Consider the following 21725-nt stretch of genomic DNA (forward strand, 5'->3'; position numbering starts at 1 on the left):
AGTGTGGTTAGAGATTAACAGATTGACTGTCTAATTTTTTGAAAAACAAGAAAAAAGCGGCAAAATCGCCGCTTTCATCTTTTCGGTAGGGTAGTTAAATCTCCTCATGTTTATGAACGAGGCCGAAGTCAGCCAAAATCGCATAGGCTGCTGGGATCATAAACAGGACGAGGAGTGTCGAGGCGAAGATACCAAAGACAATGGAAATCACCAGAGGCTGAATCACCTGAGCCTGTAAACTTGTCTCTGTTAGCAAAGGTAATAGCCCCGCCGCTGTTGTCATCGAGGTTAAAAATACCGCTCTAAACCGTTCTCTGCTGGCTTTAACCACAGAGTCATGAACGCTGTCCCCTTCATCAACGTGATGCCTTATATATTGCACCAATAATATGGAGTCGTTGACCACGATACCAGCCAGAGACACAAATCCCATCATGCTTGGCATACTCAGCGAGTGGCCAAGAAGGATATGGCCCCAGACCACGCCAATAAAGGCAAGAGGAATGGCCAGCATCACAACAAAAGGTTCAAGATAGCTGCGGAATTGGTAGCTAAGAATGGCAAATACGCCGAACAGTCCCAATGCGAAGCCTTTACCCATGGATGCGCCCGTTTCCGCGGTGTCTTTTGCCTCACCTTCAAAGTCGAAACGTAACCCAGGATACTTCTTAAGTAGCTTAGGGGCTTCTTCTTGCTGGAATTGGCGAATGATAGCGGTCGAGTTGGCTTTTGTATTGTCGGTATCGCCAAACACGCTGATGGTACGTAGGCCATCGATACGTTGAATACGCACATAGTTACGCTGAAAATCGAGCGTTGCAATCGACGCCAGAGGAATTTGGCTACCATCTGGCATTATGATTGGGAAGTTTGCCAACTGTTGTAAGTCACCAGCTTGTACTTTATCCAAACGAACTTCGATGGAAATGTTCTCAACGCCAACTTGGATTTCATCCGCGGTTTGGCCAAAGAAGGCGGCTCTGAGCTGGCTCGCGATGAGCTGACCATTGACACCATAGGTCTCTGCGCCCGGTCTTAATTTGACTAAGACTTCTTCTTTGCCCATGCGCATGTCATCGAGCACGCCATGAACACCATCAAACTCGTTCAAATATTGCTGGATATCAATCGAGGCTGCTTTCAATGCTTCAAGATCGTCATGCTTGGCTCGAATCTCAATGGCGCGACCACCGGGGCCCATTGTGGGTTGCTTAAACACCAAAGAAATCGGCTGCGCTAGCTCTCCGACATCTGCTCGCCATGCGGAGATAAACTCGTCGATAAGGGTGTTTCTACTTTCCGCACCCAGCAGGTCTAGCCTAACCGTTGCGATGTGAGGTCCAGATTCATTGGCATCGGCATTGGCGTTGAACTGGCTTGTGATGTGCTCAACCAAAGGCGTGCCGTTTTCTTTTTCTATACTCCACTGTTTGCCGAGCTTCTCGGCCGATGCAACGATTTTTTCTACCACGTATTCGGTTTGCGAGAGCGAAGAGCCTGGAGGCAAAATGATGCGCGCCTCAGCGATGTCGCCGTCGAGTTCCGGGAACGGCTGAAACTTGAGTATTCCGCCGACTATCGTTGCCACCGAAATCAGTAACAGGGTAATCACGCCACCAATAAAGGCGTAGCGATACTCGACCACTTTATCCACCGCGGACACCAGTTTGGTATTACGAAAATTCTCAAAGCCATCGAGCAGTTTCTTCTTGAATTTAGCGGGTGATTTTTCTCGCTTCTCTTTGTGAAGTGAATGAGAAAGGTGGTTTGGCAGAATCAAAAAGGCTTCCACAAGGCTGAGAGTGAGGACCAAAATGAGAACTTGAGGCACCGCCTTGAGCACCGCGCCCATTTCCCCTTGTAAAAAGAGTAAGCTGCCGAAGATGCATACCGTCGTTAAGAACGATGAAATAACGCCCGGGAGTACTTTTTTAACGCCTTTGATAACCGCATTGTCTATCTCTTCTCCTCTGTCTAGGTGGGCAGCGATCGATTCGGCAATCACAATGGCGTCATCCATCATGATACCAATCGCCATGAGCAACCCGACTAAAGACATGATGTTAATCGACAGTCCTAGTTGCGCCATTAGGAACAAGCCACCTAAAAAGGCAACTGGCAATCCTGCTGCCACCCAAAAAGAGTAGCGTAGGCTAAAGAAAAGCCACATGGTCGCAAACACCAAGACAATACCCTGCCAGCCGTTGCTGACCATCATGGTGAGACGATCCCAAAGGACAGAGGATAGGTCATTGGTCAGTTCTAACGTGACACCATCGGGAGCGATGGCCTGTTGGTCGAGAACAAACTGGGAGACTCGCTCTTTGATTCGCAGCGCGTCATCTTCTTTATTTTTACTGATTTTCAGCAGGGCGGACGGATGACCATCAAACAGCACCTTTTGTTCATCAAGCTCAAAGCGGTCTGTAATGGTGGCAATGTCTTTGAGGCGAATGAGAGAGCCATTTGGGCCCGAACCAACAACAATGGTTTCTAGCGCTTCAGGTGTTATACGACGTTCATCAAATCGAATTAGAAAGTGCTTATCGGGCGTTTCAATATTACCGCTGGGTAATTTGACATTTTGACGCCCAATTTGCTCAGCAATATCACCGACGCTTAACCCGAGCTGACGAATTGCCTGAGTGTCGAGTTCGACTCGATATTGATGGTCAGAAAAGCCTGCTACATCGACCAAGGAGACATCGTAATCGAGCTTTAACGTTCGCTTAAGCTGCTCTGCGTACGCTTTGAGTTCTGGCCAAGTAGTGTCTGCGGTAATCGCCACATCAACAACAGGTTCGTTCCAATCTAACTCTTGAACGACGGGCGACTCAATTTCTTGAGGGAAGTCGTTGATTGCGTTAATTTGCGTTTGGACATCGACGAGCATCCTGCTGATATCGGCTTTTTCATTGAGCTTCAGTATTAATCGAGCTGAGCCCTCGACCGCTTCACATTGGGTCTCTTCAATATTGGCTAGCCCATCAACGGCGTCTTCCATACGCACACAGATGCTCTCTTCCACTTCTAGCGGGGAGGCTCCCGGGTAGACCACTCCCGCCATGATGTACGGAGGATCAAACTCGGGGAAGGTTTCGCGTTTGATATTGGACAATGAGGTAATACCAAGGAGCAGCAAAGTCAGCATCAGCAAGTTGGCTGCCGTTGGGTGTTTGGCAAAGAAGCGAATCATACACTTGGCTCCTCTGCGGTGGCTTCTTTCAGTTGCATTCCTTCAATTGCAGGAAGCAAATCATTCAGAATCAATTTTTCGCCTTGTTCGAAATCGCCATCAATGATCACTTGGTTATCGCGGCGATACAGCACTTCCACCGGGCGGATATCCAGCTGATTAAGATCATTCAATAGATAGACTTTGTTGCCATGCAGTGCGCGTTCAGGGATCACCCAGTTTGGGTTGGCTTGTCCTTCGATATAGGCACGCACAAACATGCCGTTAACCAGTGGTGGAGCAGAGGCTGGGTTGAGAGCGCGGTAGTCTTGAGTGATCTCTAAAATCACGCCCGCAGTCGCCTGATTTGGGTCGACGGTTTCACTGATACGCGAGACTTTCGCAGGCCAAGTGGCGGTAACGTTGCCGCTATTTAGCTCAATACGCGCATTGATGAAGGAGGTATCAGGTTTGGGAATGCCCGACGTGTCACGTTCGAACTCGCCAAGGCTGGACGCGAGCGTATGCATGTCGTGAATGGACAATTGCGCCTCCACCTCCATGGTGTTGATGCCATGGGCGACAATCATCGTTTGCTGTTGATTGACCACTTGGTCTTGCTCGATGTCTACTTCTGCAATACGCAGGTCGTAGGGTAAAGTGATGATGGTTTTTTCTAGCGAGCGCTGCGCCTCTTCGACTTTAGAACCGTTCACTTTCACCAAAGCTTGAGCCACTCTTTTCTCATCGGGCATGAGACCAATTTGATTTTCAATATCCAGCACGATCTTACGTTGCGACAACGCACTTTGGGTTTGCTGGTCAACATCAGATTGAGAAGTCAGCCCTTTTTTGCGCAGGTTTTGCTTACGCTCCAACTCTTTATTAGCAATCGCGAGGCGGTTTTTCTCAATTTTTAGCGTTTGCTTTAGGTTGGCTTCTTCTTGGCTTAGCTTAGCTAAAGAGGTTTGGGCAGATTTGAGATCAGCTTGAGCTTGAACCAGTTTGAGCTCGTAGTCGAGCGGGTCGATACGAATGACTTCAGTACCGGCTTGGAGTACTTGACCTTTTTGTAGCATCGGATTTCTGTATACGACTCTTCCCGACACTTCGGCGATCGCTTTCCATTCCACTTTAGGCTCAACTTTTCCAAAGCCAATCGCGAGTGGGGCGCTAGCACGCAGCTCAAGTGGTATGGTTTCAACGATTCGTGCGCGGTCGCCAGCGGGTTTGACTGGCAATTGAGGTTTCATTTTTATCGCTGTGACCAGTGCGATAACTCCCACAGCAAGGGCGGGAAAGAACAGAAGTTTCTTATTGATTTTCATCGGCGATACCTTGCGTATTGAGAAATCCAAATTTCATCATTTCAATATTGTGTTCGAGTAATTTGTCGAGGAATTCTTGATTGAGTTCGATCCCGTGAATGGCAAGCATCGCGGGAGGAGCGATAAACGGAAAGACCATCAAGCTAATGTAAGAGACTTTGCACAGCTTCGGATCCGCGCCGGGTTTGAGAATCCCACCTCCAGTCATTTTCTCAAACATCAGGTGCTGCATGGGCTGCGTGACATCCATGAACACTTTTTCAAGCAATTTCCTTTGCGTCTCAGATGGTGACATGTTCATGACTTGCATCACCAAGCGAGGAAACTGTGGCACTTTGATCATTTCACGGTAATAGGTACGCATAATATCCAAGAAATTGGCTTGGGAACCGTTGGCGAGTAACTTGGCCATTTGTTCTTGCATCGGCGCCATCGTCTCGCGAAGCATTGCCTCGAACAATCCTTCTTTACTGCCAAAGTAGTAGCGAATCATGGCGACATTGACGCCAGCACGCTGGGCGATCAAGCGCGTTGACACTTTTTCGTAAGGCATCACGGTAAACAGCTCTCGAGATTGAGTGATCAAGCTTTCTCGTGCTTGCGTCTTCTCGCTTGGCCTGCCGACTTTTCGATGAACGGGGGGCATGTGATTCGCTCTCATAATTAAACAGATGATTAATTATAGGGGGTTGCACGCGAGTTAACAGGTGATTAATTCAACACTATTTAATCAATTGATTAATTTATGCCAATAGTTGAAGAGGAAGTCGCGCTCATCAGAAAAAAAGCCCGCATAGCAAAGACTATGCGGGCAAAAGGTAACAATTAGTCAATTGTTTAGTTGGAAATGTTTGGTTTTACATCCATATACTCGCCGTTAAAAAAGATTAAGCGCTTGAGCGTGATTTTAAAACGGTGTAACCAATGAGAGATAAAGTAACACTTTTGTTATTATGCGTTAAACATCAAATGTGCAAAGATAATTTCCAAAAATGAAAAGAATAAAGGCGCATGGGGAGTGATATCGATCGCGACATGTTGCGTGGTATAGTGGCCGGATAACCATAATCGAGGAGTATAAATGCCGATATTTCGATCTTTTTTTAAACGCAGAATCTTACGTAAGATGATTGCAAAGATGTCACCTGAATTGATCAAAGGCTATGGTTCAAGAGAATTTTACTCTTGCGGACAGGTTATTCAGACTTCGAAACGAGTGAATGCCTCTAAACGTTACCTGCACTACAATGTTGCGCTTTTCTGCAATGAGCTTGACGAGCAAGCAAGTGAGAAACTCGACTTGAGTCAGGCTGAGCTTGACAAGCTACGTGTTGAACTGGCGAACAAGATTTTCTCAGGAGAAGAGTATACGGCAATGGACATACTCAAACTTGTTGCCCCATCCCAATGGAAAGGTGGGGCAATGGAAGACGACTTCTCCAATCGTTATGGAATGAACAGTCGATACTGACTTTGGCTAAGTATGGGCTACTATCGCAGTAGCCCTTGTGATTTAGCCATTTTATTTGCGAGTGTTGGAGCAGCCCAAAGACTCGGTAACAGAATAAATGATACGGGAACTGCGGTAATCACGATAAACGATTGCAAAGCTGAGATTCCGCCAGAACCGACCGAAATCAACGCGATCGCGACGATCCCCATCATCACACCCCAAAAGCAGCGCATCAAGCCGTTTGGTTCCGTTGAGCCAGAAATCACAACAGAGATGGTGTAAGTCATCGAATCACCTGTTGTCACAATAAAGGTGGTGGTGAGTACCAAAAATAGCAGGGAAATCCCTGTAGCAAATGGCAGTTGCTCGGTAATCGCTAACAAGGCTGCAGGCAAGTTAAACCCTTCAAATGCTTGTGAAATTAGCCCAGGCGATTCGAGCTCAAACGCTAAGCCACTTCCCCCAACAACACTGAACCAAAAACATGTGATCAGTGGGGCGGCGATGCTAATGGACAAAATCATTTGGCGCAGAGTGCGGCCTCGTGAAATCCGAGCAATGAAAATGGCCATCATTGGGCCGTAACCGATGAACCATCCCCAGAAGAAGACCGTCCACCAACTCAGCCATTCGCTGTCATTTCGATACAGTGCCATTGGGAAAAAGTTGTCCACCATGCGTCCAATACCCTGTACATAGCCATCGATGATGAAACCAGTAGGGCCAAAGACCAAGAGGTATCCAACCAGAAGCACTGCCAAAATGACGTTGTAACGGCTGACAATTTGAATACCTTTGCTAAGTCCGCTCAGTGCCGATAGCGTATACGCTAGAATGGCAAAGAGTATCACGATGCTTTGAGTGGCAAAGGTATCGGGAACGTCGAAAAGCGAATTGAGCGCGTAGCTAATTTGCAGACCAAGAAACCCGATAGGTCCGATGGTTCCCGCTGCCACAGCGACAATACAACAGGCATCCGCAATATGGCCAAGGACACCATGAATGCGATCACCGAAAACGGGATAGAGTAAAGTTCTTGGCTTTAGTGGCAAACCTTTCTCGTAGTGCAGGTGCATTAGCACAATGGACGACAAGCCGCCAAGTATTGCCCAAGCCAAAAAGCCCCAATGCATAAACGACTGAGCCAGAGCGTTGATAGCCATATTCTGTGGCGAGGTGCCATGTGAAAACAGAGGTGGCTGAGAAACGTAGTGGGCGATAGGCTCTGCAGCCGCCCAAAATACGCCGCCCCCTGCGAGCAGTGTGCACAGCACAATCGCAAGCCACTTGCTGTTGGCGATTTCAGGGGCAGATAGAGCGCCTAGTCGAACGTCCCCTAAACGGCTCAATGCCATGAATAAGCCAATCAGAAAGTTCGCAAGCAGCAGTACTTGCCAGAACGCACCAAAGTATCGAGTTGACAGAGAGAAACCTTGGTTTACGAGCCCTGTCAGACTTTCTGCATCAAACAGTGCTAACAAGACAAAGGCAGTGAGGAACGTACCACTTAACCAAAATACTGGGTTATGCAGTTCGAGTTTGTAGAAGAACGCGTTGTGTTGAGTGTGCGAGCGGTTAGCAGCGGCACTGGTGGCGTTGATACTGTCACCATCCATTGGCTGCGTTAAATTAGACATCAATAAGTTCGCTATTTGTTGGTCAGTCGTTATGATTGACCTATGCATGTATCCCCATATGAAATAAACAATAACTGTGAGGTGCGTCAAAAAGCGTGTGATACTAACATGTTTATTAATAGATTCGCAGCGAATTACCAACAAGTGGTGAATGATTCATCTATTGAGCGCCGCTTGCGTAATTCTTCGCCAGCAAATCGGCAGATAGTGGTCTCTCAATAAAGTAGCCTTGCAATAAATCGCAGCCATATTCTATTAGCCTGACTTTTTGCGCTTGTGTTTCGACGCCCTCGGCGACGACTCGCATGTCCGAAGAGCGAGCAATCGCCAAGATCGCTTTGACTAATGAGTTACTTTGTTCAGAGTTGAGCATCTTGTCTATAAACACTCGGTCGATCTTCAATTCATCAAGTGGCAAGTTGCTCAAATAACTGAGAGAAGAATAACCGGTACCAAAATCATCGAGTGAAATGGTAAAGCCCAGCTCTTTAAGTTGATTGATGATTGGTGTCACCTTGGGCAGATCGTTAATGAGTACGTTTTCGGTAATCTCTAAAGTGATGCGATTAGGTGGCATCGCGTGTTTTGCACTCGCCGAGAGCAGTTGAGTGACGAAGGATTCATTGACTAGCTGCATGGGTGAAATATTGACAGAGAGTGCCAAGTCACTGTCGGGGAATATTTTATTGATCTCTTCGCATGAACGTTCAAGGACAAATTCGCCAAGCTCGCTGATCAGGCCGATTTCCTCCGCCAGAGTGATAAATTCGAGAGGGGAAACATGGCCAAGCTGAGGGTTGTGCCAACGCAAAAGGCTCTCGACACCGTAAATCTTGCCCGTCTTGGCGTTGATTTGCGGTTGGTAAACAACAGAAAGCTCACCGCGTTCAATGGCACCGCGAAGTTCACGCTCTAACAGGAAGTCATACTGAACTTGCTGATTGATGGTGCTGTCGAAAAACAACACATCGCCTTTTTGTCTCGCTTTAGATTTGTACAAAACAATGTCTGCTTTTGAGATCAAATCTTCTGGTTCATCACCATCGGTTGGGAACATGGAGACACCGATCGAGCAACTTGCGTATAAGACTTTGTTATCGATAACAAACTGTTGCTTGAACACGTCTTTGATTAACTCGACTTTCTTCTCTGTTTCTGCCAAGTTATTGAGCTCAGGAAAACAGAAAATAAACTCATCTCCGCCGAATCGAGCGACAAACTCATCGGGTTGTAAAAAGGCTTCAAACTTCTTACCAATTTCACTCAATAAACGGTCGCCTGCCGAGTGGCCATATAGGTCGTTTACTTTTTTGAAATCGTCCAAGTCGACGAACATCACTGCAAGCTGTTGACATTGGCTTCTCGATCGCTCGATGCCAGCATTAATGTGTTCGTGCAGCAGAGAGCGATTAGGCAAACCGGTCAACTCATCGTGCAGTGCCATGTGTTCCAGTTTGTCTTTGGTTTGCTGAAGTTGGCTAAAGTCACTGTTGATCTTGCTTTGAAATCGTTCGAACCGAGAAGCGATCAGTTTACTCATCATAAGCGAGAACAGGGCCACAATAAGCGTCGTAATCACGCCGATAGTGATCATCTGAGCGACGGCTTTTTGCTGTTCTTCTTCCGTTTGTTGCTGTCTTTCTAGGATAAAACGTTGACTATTTTCATCGTAAATCCCAGAGCCGATGCGCCACTCCCATTTAGGCTCTTTCAGGATGTAACTGCTTTTGGCGAAGTCAGAGACACCGGGTGGGGCGTAAATGGCTTGGTGATGGACAAACTGCTGGTCTGATTGAAGAATGTCTCGCACCCCTTCGATGTTAACTTCATTGCCAAGCGTGAGCGCGTTTTTGCCAATCAATTCGGGATCAATGTGCGATAAAATGGTGCCGTCCGCGTCTAGCACGAAAACATAGCCAAACTCACCAAATCTTAGGTTTTTAATCCATGCTAAGACGGTTTGTTTAATGTCGTCTTCTACGTCAACAACATAGTCTCCAGTACCAATGAACCAATCGTAGGGCTCGAAATACTTACCGAAGCCGATTTTCTCAAACTCTTTGTTTTTGTTGTCAGGTTTGACGAACCACCAACGATAGAAGGCTTCGCCATTTGCTTTCACTTGTTCACCCATTTCTCGAACAATATAGCTGCCACGAACGTCCTTAAAGTCCCAAAGAGAGGTGCCTTCCACGCGCGGAAGCAACGGGTGCATCACGTTGAGCCCTTCGGTTTTGTAGATAAAAAAGTAGCCGCGCCCATTGTTGAAGCGGATGTCGCGAAGGGCATCGGTAATGATTTTGGTTACTTCGGCTTCTGGCAGGTGCTTGTTGCTTTCGTAGAGTCGCGTTGCGATGTTGTGCGCTTCATAGATACGCGACTGAATGGTGTCTTCAAGTTGTTGCTCTGTTTGCTCACGGGCAAACTTTACTTGTTGAGCAACGTATTCGACTTGTTTGGTTAAAAGTTGGTTTTCGCGTTGCTGGTACTCTTCTTTGAGTGCAAGAAGTTTTTCTTGGGAGCCCATCAGCACGTCAGTTACAGCAAGCACAACCCAAAGCAACGTGAATGCACCGACGATGCTAGCAGGAGCATAAGTGATTAACTTAAGTAGTTTTTTATCGGTAATCTCAGCCATGAAGTAGAGGCGGTCCTTGCTGCGTAATTGTTATAAAGAATAACAAATATATTTCAAATTATTTCAATCATATCGGGCTCGCCAAATTCTGCAATGTTAAAAATCACAATTAAGTGGTTATACAGAGTGCATAACCCGAAAGTTTGTTCATACTTGAGTGAGTTCTTAGCAACTTAGGAGTGATTCAACTGAGGTGGATGATATGGATAGGCGTGTTTGCTCCCTCTTTAGTTTGGGTCACGCTGACGTTTTATGAGGTGACTTGGTGGGCGGAAAATGTTGTCACGTTTCCTAGCCTGTTTTTTATCACCTATCTTTTTGTTGCCTGTGTGCTTTTATTTTGCCAACGATGGGTGTGGTCGCTCATTAGTTGCTGTTTCGCTACCATTTTTTGGCTGCTTAGCCCGGTGAGTGTGCAGAAAGTATCCCATGAATGCGCTAATTCGATTGCAGTGGCGCAGTACAACTTGCTCTATGACAACGAAAATCTGAATGAAGTGCTCAGTTATCTTCACAATCACGCATTTGATTTGGTTGTTTTGCAAGAAGTCTCGCCGCCTGTTGGGGAAAAAATCCAATTGCTGGACGATATTTATCCTTATATGTATGGGGGACAAGAGGGCGTTGGTTATCCTTCTGGGCAGATGATACTCAGCCAAACGGAACTCAGTGGTTTGTCTGTGTATTGGACGTCCGATCGACAGGCCATTATTCAAGGAATATGGCGACCAAACAAACAGCAAGCCTTTCAGTTGATGACGGCTCATCCACCTTCACCGAGGTCGTTAGAGCTGTGGCAACGGCGCAATGGGTTAATGAGTGAAGTGGGTTCTTTGTTGTCCAGTCATTCCAATGATGAGGTTTTGATTGTCGGTGATTTTAATCTGTCGGCGATTAGTTTGCGATTCGCGCGTCTTTTTCCCAGTTTTCAGACCGCACCAGTGGCAAGTTGGCCTAATCGAGTAAAACAGTGGTATGTGCCAGCAAGCTTTATGATAGCGATTGATCACTTATGGCTAAAATCGACGGGTGAAGGGCGGAGAATTTGCCAGCGAGAGAGCAAGCAAAGTCCAAGCGGATCGGATCATCGCTTGATTGTCACTGAAATCGGGTATTAGAGACGCAAACCGCCACTCAAGGAGTGGCGGTTTGGTTAAGCAGCGCAGATTAGCTGTGATTGCTTTCTCTGTGTTTGTACTGGTAGTCGACATCGACAACGGCTTTATACTCAATCTTGCCGTCAATCGTTCCAAACTCTTTCACCGCGACGTTCATATCGTTGACGATGATACTCTGGTAAATCGCGTCATTTGGCCCAGTCACGAGTTTATTTTCTAGTTCATTTTGTGACATCTGTTTGAACTCCTCCACGAGGCCAAAACCCGCTTGATACGCTTGCTCTTTTGATGCGTAACTATCTGTTGTAAACGTGCGCTCTGACTGTACCGTTGACGTTGCTGCAAATACCGATGTGCTCAAAACCAGTGATGCTAATAGAATGATTTTTTTCATACGGGTTTCTCCTCTTGGCTAACCGTTGAGAACCATACTATCTTCAGTTACGTAAGAGGTCAGTCAAGGTATGTAAAGATAATCCTAGGTTTCGTAAAGGATTTGTTGATTATGATTACATGCCGATTGCTCGATCCTGACATTGGTGTTTTTCTTTCGTTTCTTGTCAGAGAGACGACATAGTGACATCAGAGTATGGGATATTTGATACTGATATTGGGCGTTAACGATGCTCTGCAACCATAAAAAACAAGGATGAATGATGAGAGCTGGGTTGGTAACACTGATGTGTTGTTTGCTGTTGGTAGGGTGTGGAACCAAGTTTGTCTACAACAACATGGACTGGCTGTTGATCGAGTACTTGGAAGACTATGTCGACCTAAACAGTGACCAAGAGTCGCTGATTGAGCAGAGGGTAGCGCTACTGAGTGAGTGGCACCGGAGCGAAGAAATACCTAACTATGTTGAGCATCTGGACGAGCTGATGACGCTTGACCTTAAAAATCTGACCGCCGCTCAGTTAAACGCGCAGGAGGAGAAGCTGCGTGCGCATACCGATCGCATCGTCAAACGGGTTGCGCCTGATCTTGCCCAGTTGATACATAAACTGTCTGACGAGCAAGTGGATGAGTTAATGGACAACATTCGGGTCAGGCACAGCAAATACAAAGCGAAATACAGCCAACTTAACGAGGAAGAAGTTCGCCAAGTGTACGCTGAGAGAATCGCAGAAAGTATGGAAAACTGGCTAGGCAGATTAACAAAGGATCAAGAGCGCTTGGTTGAGCAGTGGTCAAACGATTTGCAGATTACGACTTCGGATTGGAGCGACCACCAAACCAACTTACGAATCAGAATCAGCCAACTGCTGAACCAGCGGTCAGATTTGAACGCGACAGAGCGAGAAATGAACACCTTACTTGTTGACTCTGAGAGTCTGTATTCCCCTATGCTACGGAGCAAAATTGAACACAATCGTGATGTTGCGACTCGCTATATTGTCGAAATCGCCACTCAAGCCTCGGATAAACAAATCGAACACTACCGAAAAGAATTGCGCGACTGGAAGGAGATAGCTTTGGCGATACAGTGAGTTTGAGCTCAGTGTGGTCGATAGGTTGTTTACCGCCAAGGGTGGGTGCAGTACATTAAATCATCAACAACCAGTTTCGCAACAATACTATGGAATGGATTCTGTTATTTATCGCGGGCGTGTTGGGGGGCGTTCTAAATAGCGTGGCAGGCGGAGGCAGTTTTATTACCTTTCCGACGCTGCTTTTCGTTGGCGTCCCTCCCATTTCCGCAAACGCAACCAATACCTTTGCTGTGTGTGCCGGCTACATCAGCGGCGCTTATGGCTTTAAACAAGAAATCTCACAGACTAAGCAGATTGGTTCGATCATACTTTGGAGTCTGGTCGGCGGAGGGCTAGGCGCTTATTTTCTGCTGACGATTGATGAGAGCGCATTCCTCGAGTCGATTCCTTGGCTACTGCTGTTCGCCACGGCTCTTTTTCTTTGTGGGCAACATATCAATCAGTTTTTCGTCCGTTTCGCCAGTCGTTCGACGATTTCGCCGATTTGGGCCAAATTGTCGCTGGCCATTTGTCTTGTGCTTGTTTGCGCTTACGGTGGCTTTTTCAATGCAGGGCTGGGTGTTGTTATTCTCAGCTACCTAGTACTCGCCGGATACAGCAACATCAATCAGATGAATGGCATCAAATTGCTTGTTTCATCGTGTGTCTCGATTATCGCAATTGTGCTTTTTGTTGCGAATGGAGCGGTCGATTGGCAGCGAGGGTTTGTCGTGATGCTTGGCACACTAGCAGGGGGATATGCGGCGGCTCGGGTATCAAGAAACATCGCGCAGCACCACATCAAAAATTTTGTCGCACTGTCTAGCATTGGCATGACGTGTTACTTTTTCTGGGCGACGTACGCATAGGCGATCATGTGTTAGTCATCACATTGCGATAGTTTTTGAGGTTCTTTTAGAGTTATTTTTGTTCAATTGTCAGATACTTAATGCGAGAAAAAGCGGTTTAATCATCTCGCAAGATGGGAGGATGTATGAACAGAAAGCTCGGTCGTGTTATGTCCAACAGCCGAATGGTTAGCTTCGTTGCATTTTTGGCTGCTGTGTTTGCATGGGTGCTCAAAATGCCTGCACTGTTGACGGTCTCTATTGTTGCTTTGTTCTTTAGCGCTGCGCTCTATCTCTACGATAAGTACAAAAGCAACGAGTCTTCTTCAGGTTCTTCCAAGCAAAAAAAGAGCGCTTGATGCGCTCTTATCACTCGTTTCGCTCGACGTTAGAAGAACCCTAAAGGATTGACATCGTAACTGATCAGCAAGTTTTTGGTGTTTTGGTAGTGATCCAGCATCATCTTGTGGGTTTCACGCCCGATGCCTGATTTTTTGTATCCGCCGAACGCCGCGTGAGCTGGGTAGGCGTGGTAACAGTTGATCCAGATTCGGCCAGCTTCAATGTTGCGCCCCATTCGGTAGGCGAGGTTTTGGTCACGTGTCCACACACCAGCGCCCAAGCCATATTCAGTGTCGTTAGCTATCGCCAGTGCTTCTGCTTCGTCTTTAAAAGTCGTCACAGCAATGACCGGACCAAAGATCTCTTCTTGGAACACGCGCATTTTGTTGTGACCTTGAAGCAGCGTTGGTTGAATGTAGTAGCCTGACGCTAAATCATCCTGTTGCTTGGCAATATCGCCACCAAACACCACTTTCGCCCCTTCTTGTCGTCCAATTTCCAAGTAGCTCAGAATCTTGTCAAACTGCTCTTGAGAGGCTTGTGCCCCCACTTGTGTATCGGTATCTAGTGGATTGCCTTGTTGGATCGACTTCGCTCGTTCGGCAACTTTAGCGACAAACTTGTCGTAGATAGATTCATGAACCAGAACGCGCGACGGACAGGTACACACCTCGCCTTGGTTAAAGAAGGCGAGCAGAGTTCCCTCAATACACTTGTCTAGGTACTCGTCTTCGTGATCAAACACATCAGGGAAGTAGATGTTCGGTGATTTACCCCCTAGCTCCACAGTTGATGGGATCAAGTTTTCAGCGGCACATTTTAGGATATGGTTACCGACCTCCGTTGAGCCAGTAAATGCGAGCTTGGCAATGCGGTTGCTGGTGGCCAATGCTTGTCCTGCTTCGCTACCAAAGCCGTTAACTACGTTGACAACGCCCGCAGGGATGAGGTCGCCGATTTTTTCCATTAACAACAAGATTGATGTCGGGGTTTGCTCCGCTGGTTTAAGGACGACACAACAGCCTGCAGCCAATGCAGGCGCCAGTTTCCAAGCCGCCATGAGCATTGGAAAGTTCCATGGAATGATCTGACCAACTACGCCGATCGGCTCTGGGAAGTGGTAACTTGCGGTGTTTACGTCCAGTTCTGCTGCGCTACCTTCTTGGGCGCGAATACAGCCTGCAAAATAACGAAAATGGTCAACAACGAGTGGCAGATCTGCCGCAAGCGTTTCGCGAACAGGTTTTCCGTTTTCCCAAGTTTCAGCCACTGCGAGCTCCTCGAGGTTTGCTTCAATTCGGTCGGCTATTTTGAGGAGGATATTGGCTCTTTCAGTGACACTGGTTTGCGCCCAAGTCGCGCGGACATTGTGAGCGGCATCCAGTGCCAATTCGATGTCCTCTTCAGTTGAGCGTGCTACTTTACAGTAAGGCTGACCGTTGATCGGAGAGGTGTTGTCAAAGTATTCACCACGGGTTGGCTTAACCCATTCTCCACCGATGAAGTTGTCATAGTGAGTTTTGAAGGTAACAACAGAGTCCGGACTGCCAGGTTGTGCGTAAATCATAAAATATCCTTATACATTTCTCGTTTGGATTAATGAGCACTCGTTGTTGCTCATTTATTGTTTCTCATCAGATAACGCAAATCACAGACCAGATGTTAAAAACTTGTTGTAAAAAGTTTGTCGCGCTAGAGTTGTCAGGGCGTAGAGAGTGTTGTTTTAAACGCAGATGTGGCGAACAGGTGTTAACAAAATGTTCACCTGTTCCAAAATGGAACACTTTAATTGTTCACAAATGGAACAGCTATGGATATACAAACGCGTCAGTTAGAGTCTTGGCTTGCTTCTTCTTGGGAGCGAAGCTCAAATGCAGGATTGAAACAGGTTAAAAAGCCGGACGACATCAATGTAACGGGTGCACTCTTAAAAGAGCGTATGCACAAGTCAAGTTCGGTAATAGAAGCGGTGGAGCAGTGCGCTTTGCCACTTTTTAATCAGGTTCTTGCGAGAACAGACAGTCGTTTGATTTTGACCGACGCAGAAGGGGTGATCTTAGCGAGTTGGGGACAAGAGCGGTTTCGAGAGCGTTTGATGTCGATTGCGCTAGAGTCAGGTACTTGCTGGCAAGAGAGACTTAAAGGCACGAATGCGATAGGGACGGCGCTTTACGAGAAAAAAGCCGTCTCCATTATTGGCGAGCAACACTTTATTAAACAGCATCGCTTTATTAGCTGCTCGGCCAGTCCGTTGTTTGATTATCAAGGAGAGTTGGTCGGGATACTCGATATCACAAGTGAGCAAAGCAAGCACGATGTGACGACCCAACTGTTGGTACAAAACATGGTCCAACTGGTCGAGAACCAATTACTCACAAGTGCGCCCGGCGGGGTAACGCAGATCAATTTGGCGCAAAATGAATCGGTTCTAAACAGTGGTTGGCAAGGCATCGTAATTGCCGATGAATATGGCCAGATCGTGGCGCACAATCAAGTGGCTAGCCAGCTTATGCCTGATTTTCCGTTACTTGGTGAGTCGTTTGAAACTGTTGTAAAACAGCCCGACCACAACGCCGATCTTGTGTTTGAAAAGCGTTCATTGAACAAACAGCGCAGCCGAAAATCTCCCTTGTCCGCTTCTTGCGAGCTTCATTATGGGGATCACTACGTGGAGCAAGCGTGGCAGCAGGCACTTAAAGTGATAGGCAAAGACATTAGCCTTTTGATTCTTGGAGAAACTGGGGTCGGTAAAGGGGAGTTCGTTAAAGTGCTGCATAAACAGAGCACCAGACGCAGCCAGCCTTTGGTTACCGTCAACTGTGGTGCGCTGCCCAAGGAGTTAGTAGAGTCTGAGTTGTTTGGTCATGCTGCGGGGGCTTTTACGGGGGCGAGTAAGCAAGGTTATTTAGGTCGTATTAGACAAGCGGATAAAGGCATTCTTTTTCTCGATGAGATTGGAGAAATGCCGCTAGATGCACAATGTCGATTGTTGTCGGTACTCCAAGATAAAGTTGTTATGCCTGTTGGTTCACCGCAGTCTCATCAAGTTGATATTCAGGTGATTGCTGCAACGCATCAAGATCTCCCCAAACTGGTTGCAGAAGGGCGATTTCGTGAGGATTTGTACTATCGACTTAATGGTTTGATGGTGAAGTTGCCAGCTTTAAATGATCGCCAAGACAAAGCGGCGGTGATTGAGGCGATTCATGCGAAACATCGCGAAAATCGGCAAACCATCTCAAGCAGCCTTATGCAGTTGCTGACCAACTACCATTGGCCGGGCAATTTTAGAGAGTTAGATAACTTAATCAAAGTCTCGTCGGTGATCGCTAGCGATGAGCCAGAACTGCGTTTGGAGCATATTCCATCCCACTTGTCGCAGTTGCTACAGCGCCAACCAATCAAAGAAGCGAGCAGAGAGGGTGGCGATTTGCAGTCTACGCTCAATACAACGCTAATCGAAACCTATCAAGCGCACAACGGGAATGTCAGTAAAGTGTCGCGGATACTTGGTGTGAGCCGAAACACGGTGTATCGCAAGTTAAAGGCGCTGGGTTTAATTTCCGGTTGAGCCTAGTTTGTTGAACAAATAAAAAGAGGAGCATTTCTGCTCCTCTTTGTTTTGAAACCTAGCCGATTACAAGCCGCCTTGCTGCTGCGCTTGTTTTACTAAAGCCTGACGTTGAGCTTCCTTATCTGTTACCACTTTGTTGTCCTTTGAAGTGTTGTGTTCCTCAGCCTGTGGAACGAATACAAAGTACTTATTAATAGTCATCTTAAGAACCTCAATTAAATGTTTTTAACCATCCAGGTTAGAGTAGCCACCGATAGCCGGCACAAACGTGCGCGGTTCCTTGTATAGGTTTCAAAAAATAGAGGATGCTAACTCAGTTAACATCCTCCATGAATCGTTAATTATAGTATGAGTCTTAGGGTTGAATAAACACTAAACTCATCCTTTTGCTTAAACGTCGTAAGTTGTCGACGCTGTATCGCCGCCTGTACCAGTCCAGTTAGTGTGGAAGAATTCACCACGTGGACGGTCAGTACGCTCGTAAGTGTGAGCACCGAAGTAGTCACGTTGAGCTTGAAGCAGGTTAGCTGGTAGACGAGCCGTTGTGTAACCGTCTAGGAAAGATAGCGCAGAAATCGTACACGGCATTGGGATGCCAGACTCTAGAGATTTCGCTGCGACTTTACGCCATGCTGCTAGGCTGCCTTGTAGGATGTTTTTGAAGTACTCATCAGAACCTAGGAATGCGATGTCTGGGTTCGCTTCGTACGCATCACGGATGTTGCCTAGGAACGCAGAACGGATGATACAACCACCACGCCACATAAGTGCAACGTTACCGTAGTTTAGATCCCAACCATTCTCGTTTGATGCTTCGCGCATTAACATGAAGCCTTGAGCGTAAGAGATGATCTTAGACGCTAGTAGAGCCTGACGAAGTGCATCAACCCACTCTTGCTTGTCGCCTTCAACTGGCGTGATTGTCTTACCGAATAGAGATTCAGCTTCAACACGTTGGTCTTTAAGAGCAGATAGGCAGCGAGAGAATACTGACTCAGAGATAAGCGTTAGTGGAATACCTAGATCTAGTGCGTTGATACCTGTCCATTTACCAGTACCTTTTTGGCCTGCAGTGTCTAGGATCTTTTCTACTAGCGGCTCGCCGTCTTCATCTTTGTAGCCAAGGATGTCAGCTGTGATTTCAACAAGGTAGCTGTCTAGCTCAGTCTTGTTCCAGTCAGCGAATACTGCTTGCATCTCGTCTGCAGACATACCAAGACCGTCTTTCATGAACTGGTATGCTTCAGTGATAAGCTGCATGTCGCCGTATTCAATGCCGTTGTGTACCATCTTAACGAAGTGACCCGCACCGTCGTTACCAACCCAATCACAGCAAGGCTCACCAGCGTCAGTTTTTGCTGAGATACTTTGGAAGATAGGCTTAACCGCTTCCCAAGCTTCTGGAGCGCCACCAGGCATGATTGAAGGACCGAAACGTGCGCCTTCTTCACCACCAGATACACCAGTACCGATGAAGTGAATGCCTTTCTCACGGCAGTGCGCTACGCGGCGGTTTGTGTCTGGGTAGTTAGTGTTACCACCGTCGATGATGATGTCGCCTTCGTCTAGAAGCGGAATTAGGTTGTCAATGAACGCGTCGACAACGTCGCCTGCGCGAACCATGAGCATCACTTTACGAGGCGTTTCTAGCTTCTCAACGAGTTCTTCTAGTGAGTATGCGCCAACGATGTTGGTGCCTTTTGCTGGACCTTCTAGGAACTCATCTACTTTCGCAGCAGTACGGTTGTGAGCCACGACTTTAAAGCCATGGTCGTTCATGTTTAGGATAAGGTTTTGACCCATAACTGCTAGGCCAATTACACCGATATCACCTTTCATTGTTTCTCTCCAATTTTCCTATTTGGACGCTCGCATTACGCGATTTTTGCTGCTGCGTCAGAATCTAAGTACCACTCCGTTTCTCCAGTCTTAGACTGAATCTTCGCTGCTGGGTATGGCAGTTCGTTTGCTGGAGTAGTATGAATTTCGTTTACGATGTCAACTTTACCTGCACCAAGTACTAGGTAGCTGATTCGTTTAGCGGCTTCCAAAACTCTTGCTGTTTTAGAAACACGGATTTGGCCCGACTCAGGGTGAGAAGCCAGTACCGATAAGTTCTCATCTTGGTAGTCTGTTTGACCTGGGAATAGCGACGCGGTATGTCCGTCTGCACCAACGCCAAGCAAGATCCAATCGAAAACAGGCGTGCCATTTTCAGTTGGAATCACTTCCGCCATTTCTTTTGCAAAACGCTCTGCTTCCGCTTTTGGCTCATCTTCACCACGGATGCGGTGGATGTTCTCAGCAGGTAGATTTACTTGAGAGAAGAGAAGCGCATTTGCTTCACCGTAGTTACTTTCCGCGTCATCAGGCGCTACGCATCGCTCATCACCCCACCAGAAGTGTAGGTTTTGCCACTGAATTGAAGTTGCGTACGCCTCGGTTGCCAATAGCTTAAACAGCATTTTTGGTGTACTACCGCCAGAGAGCGAGATATGAACTGGGCGATCGAGTTCGCTGTACGCTTTCATATCGTTCGCTAGGCTTTCAACAACCTGCTCGGCTGTTTGGAAGATCTTATGGTTGATCATAATTCACAGTAATCCGTATCGGTTAGGTTTTTACACGGGAAGCGCCAAGCGCGGCCATCTCGTTGAAGCAGGTCATCCGCTTCTTTTGGTCCCCATGTACCACAAGCGTAGCCAAAGAGCGCTTGAGGATCTTGTTTGAAATCTAGAATAGGTTGCACGTATTTCCAACATGCTTCAACCGCATCACTACGTGCAAATAAGGTTGCATCGCCGTTTAACGCATCAAGAAGTAGGCGCTCATAAGCTGTCAGCATTTGGGTTTCTTGCAGGTCAGCATAGTGGAAGTTCATTTTCACTTCCTTCGCTTTAAAGCCTGCGCCCGGCTCTTTCAGGCCAAAGCTCATTTGGATGCCTTCGTCTGGCTGAATACGAATAATCAGCTTGTTCTCAGGAGCATTTTGACCAAACACTGGATGTGGCGTTTGTTTGAAGTGAATAACGACTTCAGTCACACGAGTTGGGAGACGTTTGCCTGTACGCACGTAAAATGGCACGCCGTTCCAACGCCAGTTGTTGATGTGCGCTTTCAAACCAATGTAGGTCTCAGTTCGAGAGTCGTCAGCCACACCGTTTTCTTCACGGTAACCCAGTAAATGCTGGCCACGCACATCAGAAGCAGTGTATTGACCTAATACTAGGTCGTTGCGTAGGTCTTCTTCTTCAAGCGGTTTTAGGCATTGAAGAACTTTGACCACTTCGTCGCGCATAGAGTCTGCGTTGATCTGCGCAGGGGGTTCCATACCAACCATAGCCAAAACCTGTAGTAGGTGGTTTTGGAACATGTCGCGCACCGCACCAGAGCCATCGTAGTAGCCGCCTCGCTCTTCTACGCCTAAGAATTCTGCACCTGTGATTTCCACGTAATCAATGAAGTTTCGGTTCCAAAGCGGCTCAAACATCGCATTTGAGAAGCGGAAAACCAACAGGTTTTGTACCGTTTCTTTACCTAGGTAATGGTCGATACGGTAGATTTGATGCTCTTGGAAATGCTCGTGAATTTCCTTATCGAGCTTTTGCGCCGATTCCAAATCGTAGCCGAATGGCTTTTCAATGATCAAACGCTTCCAACCATCTTGCTCGCCGTTTAAGCCATGCGCTGCGAGGCTTGCAGGAATAACACTGTAAAGGCTAGGAGGTGTAGCAAGGTAGAAAAGGGTATTGCGCTGCTCAAAACCATATTGGTCAGACAGTTGATCAAGACGGGTAACCAGTTTGCTGTAGTCTGCGGTATCGGAGGTATTGATCGCTTGGTAGTGCAAATGATTGATGAATGCGTCAAGCGTAACAGGCTCAGTTTTTTCCATTTCCTGAAGTGATTTCTTCAGCTTGTCGCGGTAAGAGTCATCACTGTACTCTGTGCGGCTGACACCAAGAATAGCGAAGTTTTCTGGAAGCTGCTTACTCGCGTAAAGGTGGTATAACGCGGGGATCAACTTACGATACGTCAAATCACCCGAAGCACCAAAAATAACGATGCTGCTGTTTTCTGGTATTACCATCATCTTTCCCTTAAAAACGAGGTAGTTATTCTGTGACCATTGAGGGCCGCTTA

At 47.1% G+C, this 21725-nt stretch carries 17 protein-coding genes; 6 read left to right on the forward strand and 11 right to left on the reverse strand.

Going from position 1 to position 21725, the window contains the following annotated elements:
- Positions 1-94 precede the first annotated feature (94 nt).
- The 3 genes from U9J37_RS20010 to U9J37_RS20020 are packed head-to-tail and all read right to left on the reverse strand — an operon-like array spanning position 95 to position 5149.
- The gene (locus U9J37_RS20010; protein ID WP_005476119.1) at positions 95-3196 is read right to left on the reverse strand and encodes an efflux RND transporter permease subunit; all 3102 of its coding nucleotides are present in this window, start codon (positions 3194-3196) and stop codon (positions 95-97) included.
- Positions 3193-4503, reverse strand: coding sequence for an efflux RND transporter periplasmic adaptor subunit (locus U9J37_RS20015; RefSeq protein WP_005476088.1), 1311 nt, complete (start codon positions 4501-4503; stop codon positions 3193-3195). The genes U9J37_RS20010 and U9J37_RS20015 overlap by 4 nt, the downstream gene beginning before the upstream one ends.
- A complete protein-coding gene (locus tag U9J37_RS20020) occupies positions 4490-5149 on the reverse strand; it encodes a TetR/AcrR family transcriptional regulator (RefSeq protein WP_005476050.1) in 660 nt (219 codons plus the stop codon). The genes U9J37_RS20015 and U9J37_RS20020 overlap by 14 nt, the downstream gene beginning before the upstream one ends.
- A 435-nt stretch (positions 5150-5584) precedes the next feature.
- On the opposite strand from U9J37_RS20020, the gene U9J37_RS20025 reads away from it, so the two are divergent.
- Positions 5585-5974 (forward strand): DUF6559 family protein, encoded by a 390-nt coding sequence (locus U9J37_RS20025; protein WP_038136390.1) that lies wholly within the window; start codon positions 5585-5587, stop codon positions 5972-5974.
- Between the two features lie 20 nt (positions 5975-5994).
- On the opposite strand, the gene U9J37_RS20030 is transcribed toward U9J37_RS20025, so the two are convergent.
- Both U9J37_RS20030 and U9J37_RS20035 read right to left on the reverse strand, forming a co-directional pair.
- On the reverse strand, positions 5995-7593 hold the full coding sequence (locus U9J37_RS20030) for a BCCT family transporter (protein WP_157607893.1): 1599 nt from the start codon (positions 7591-7593) through the stop codon (positions 5995-5997).
- A 160-nt stretch (positions 7594-7753) separates the two neighbouring features.
- Entirely contained in the window at positions 7754-10231 is a 2478-nt protein-coding gene (locus U9J37_RS20035) for a bifunctional diguanylate cyclase/phosphodiesterase (protein ID WP_005476087.1), read from the reverse strand.
- A gap of 413 nt (positions 10232-10644) precedes the next feature.
- On the opposite strand from U9J37_RS20035, the gene U9J37_RS20040 reads away from it, so the two are divergent.
- Entirely contained in the window at positions 10645-11349 is a 705-nt protein-coding gene (locus U9J37_RS20040) for an endonuclease/exonuclease/phosphatase family protein (RefSeq protein ID WP_322414064.1), read from the forward strand.
- A 49-nt stretch (positions 11350-11398) separates the two neighbouring features.
- Here U9J37_RS20040 and U9J37_RS20045 read toward each other — a convergent pair whose 3' ends face one another.
- On the reverse strand, positions 11399-11743 hold the full coding sequence (locus tag U9J37_RS20045) for a DUF3316 domain-containing protein (protein ID WP_038136396.1): 345 nt from the start codon (positions 11741-11743) through the stop codon (positions 11399-11401).
- Between the two features lie 286 nt (positions 11744-12029).
- On the opposite strand from U9J37_RS20045, the gene U9J37_RS20050 reads away from it, so the two are divergent.
- The 3 genes from U9J37_RS20050 (at position 12030) to U9J37_RS20060 (ending at position 14025) form a co-directional block, all read left to right on the forward strand.
- Positions 12030-12836: a DUF6279 family lipoprotein gene (locus U9J37_RS20050; protein WP_322414065.1), complete on the forward strand. Its 807-nt coding sequence runs from the start codon at positions 12030-12032 to the stop codon at positions 12834-12836.
- A gap of 89 nt (positions 12837-12925) precedes the next feature.
- On the forward strand, positions 12926-13687 hold the full coding sequence (locus U9J37_RS20055) for a sulfite exporter TauE/SafE family protein (RefSeq protein WP_005473599.1): 762 nt from the start codon (positions 12926-12928) through the stop codon (positions 13685-13687).
- A gap of 125 nt (positions 13688-13812) precedes the next feature.
- Positions 13813-14025, forward strand: a complete 213-nt coding sequence (locus U9J37_RS20060) for a hypothetical protein (RefSeq protein WP_038136403.1) — start codon at positions 13813-13815, stop codon at positions 14023-14025.
- A 29-nt stretch (positions 14026-14054) separates the two neighbouring features.
- On the opposite strand, the gene U9J37_RS20065 is transcribed toward U9J37_RS20060, so the two are convergent.
- Positions 14055-15575: an acetaldehyde dehydrogenase ExaC gene (locus U9J37_RS20065; RefSeq protein ID WP_005473641.1), complete on the reverse strand. Its 1521-nt coding sequence runs from the start codon at positions 15573-15575 to the stop codon at positions 14055-14057.
- A gap of 243 nt (positions 15576-15818) precedes the next feature.
- Here U9J37_RS20065 and U9J37_RS20070 point away from each other — a divergent pair, with 243 nt between their 5' ends.
- On the forward strand, positions 15819-17579 hold the full coding sequence (locus U9J37_RS20070) for a sigma-54-dependent Fis family transcriptional regulator (RefSeq protein WP_005473673.1): 1761 nt from the start codon (positions 15819-15821) through the stop codon (positions 17577-17579).
- 66 nt (positions 17580-17645) lie between these two features.
- Here U9J37_RS20070 and U9J37_RS20075 read toward each other — a convergent pair whose 3' ends face one another.
- The 4 genes from U9J37_RS20075 to zwf form a co-directional block, all read right to left on the reverse strand.
- Positions 17646-17783: a hypothetical protein gene (locus U9J37_RS20075; RefSeq protein WP_005473628.1), complete on the reverse strand. Its 138-nt coding sequence runs from the start codon at positions 17781-17783 to the stop codon at positions 17646-17648.
- A 189-nt stretch (positions 17784-17972) separates the two neighbouring features.
- Positions 17973-19421 carry a decarboxylating NADP(+)-dependent phosphogluconate dehydrogenase gene (gnd, locus tag U9J37_RS20080; RefSeq protein WP_005473621.1) on the reverse strand — a complete coding sequence of 483 codons (1449 nt, stop codon included), beginning with the start codon at positions 19419-19421 and terminating at the stop codon, positions 17973-17975.
- Positions 19422-19456: 35 nt separating this feature from the next.
- Positions 19457-20173, reverse strand: coding sequence for a 6-phosphogluconolactonase (pgl, locus tag U9J37_RS20085; RefSeq protein WP_005473603.1), 717 nt, complete (start codon positions 20171-20173; stop codon positions 19457-19459).
- Complete coding sequence (gene zwf, locus U9J37_RS20090; RefSeq protein ID WP_043887146.1) at positions 20170-21672, reverse strand: glucose-6-phosphate dehydrogenase; 1503 nt, start codon at positions 21670-21672, stop codon at positions 20170-20172. The genes pgl and zwf overlap by 4 nt, the downstream gene beginning before the upstream one ends.
- Positions 21673-21725: the final 53 nt, after the last annotated feature.

Source organism: Vibrio sp. 16 (assembly GCF_963681195.1).
Taxonomy (GTDB): domain Bacteria; phylum Pseudomonadota; class Gammaproteobacteria; order Enterobacterales; family Vibrionaceae; genus Vibrio; species Vibrio sinaloensis_D.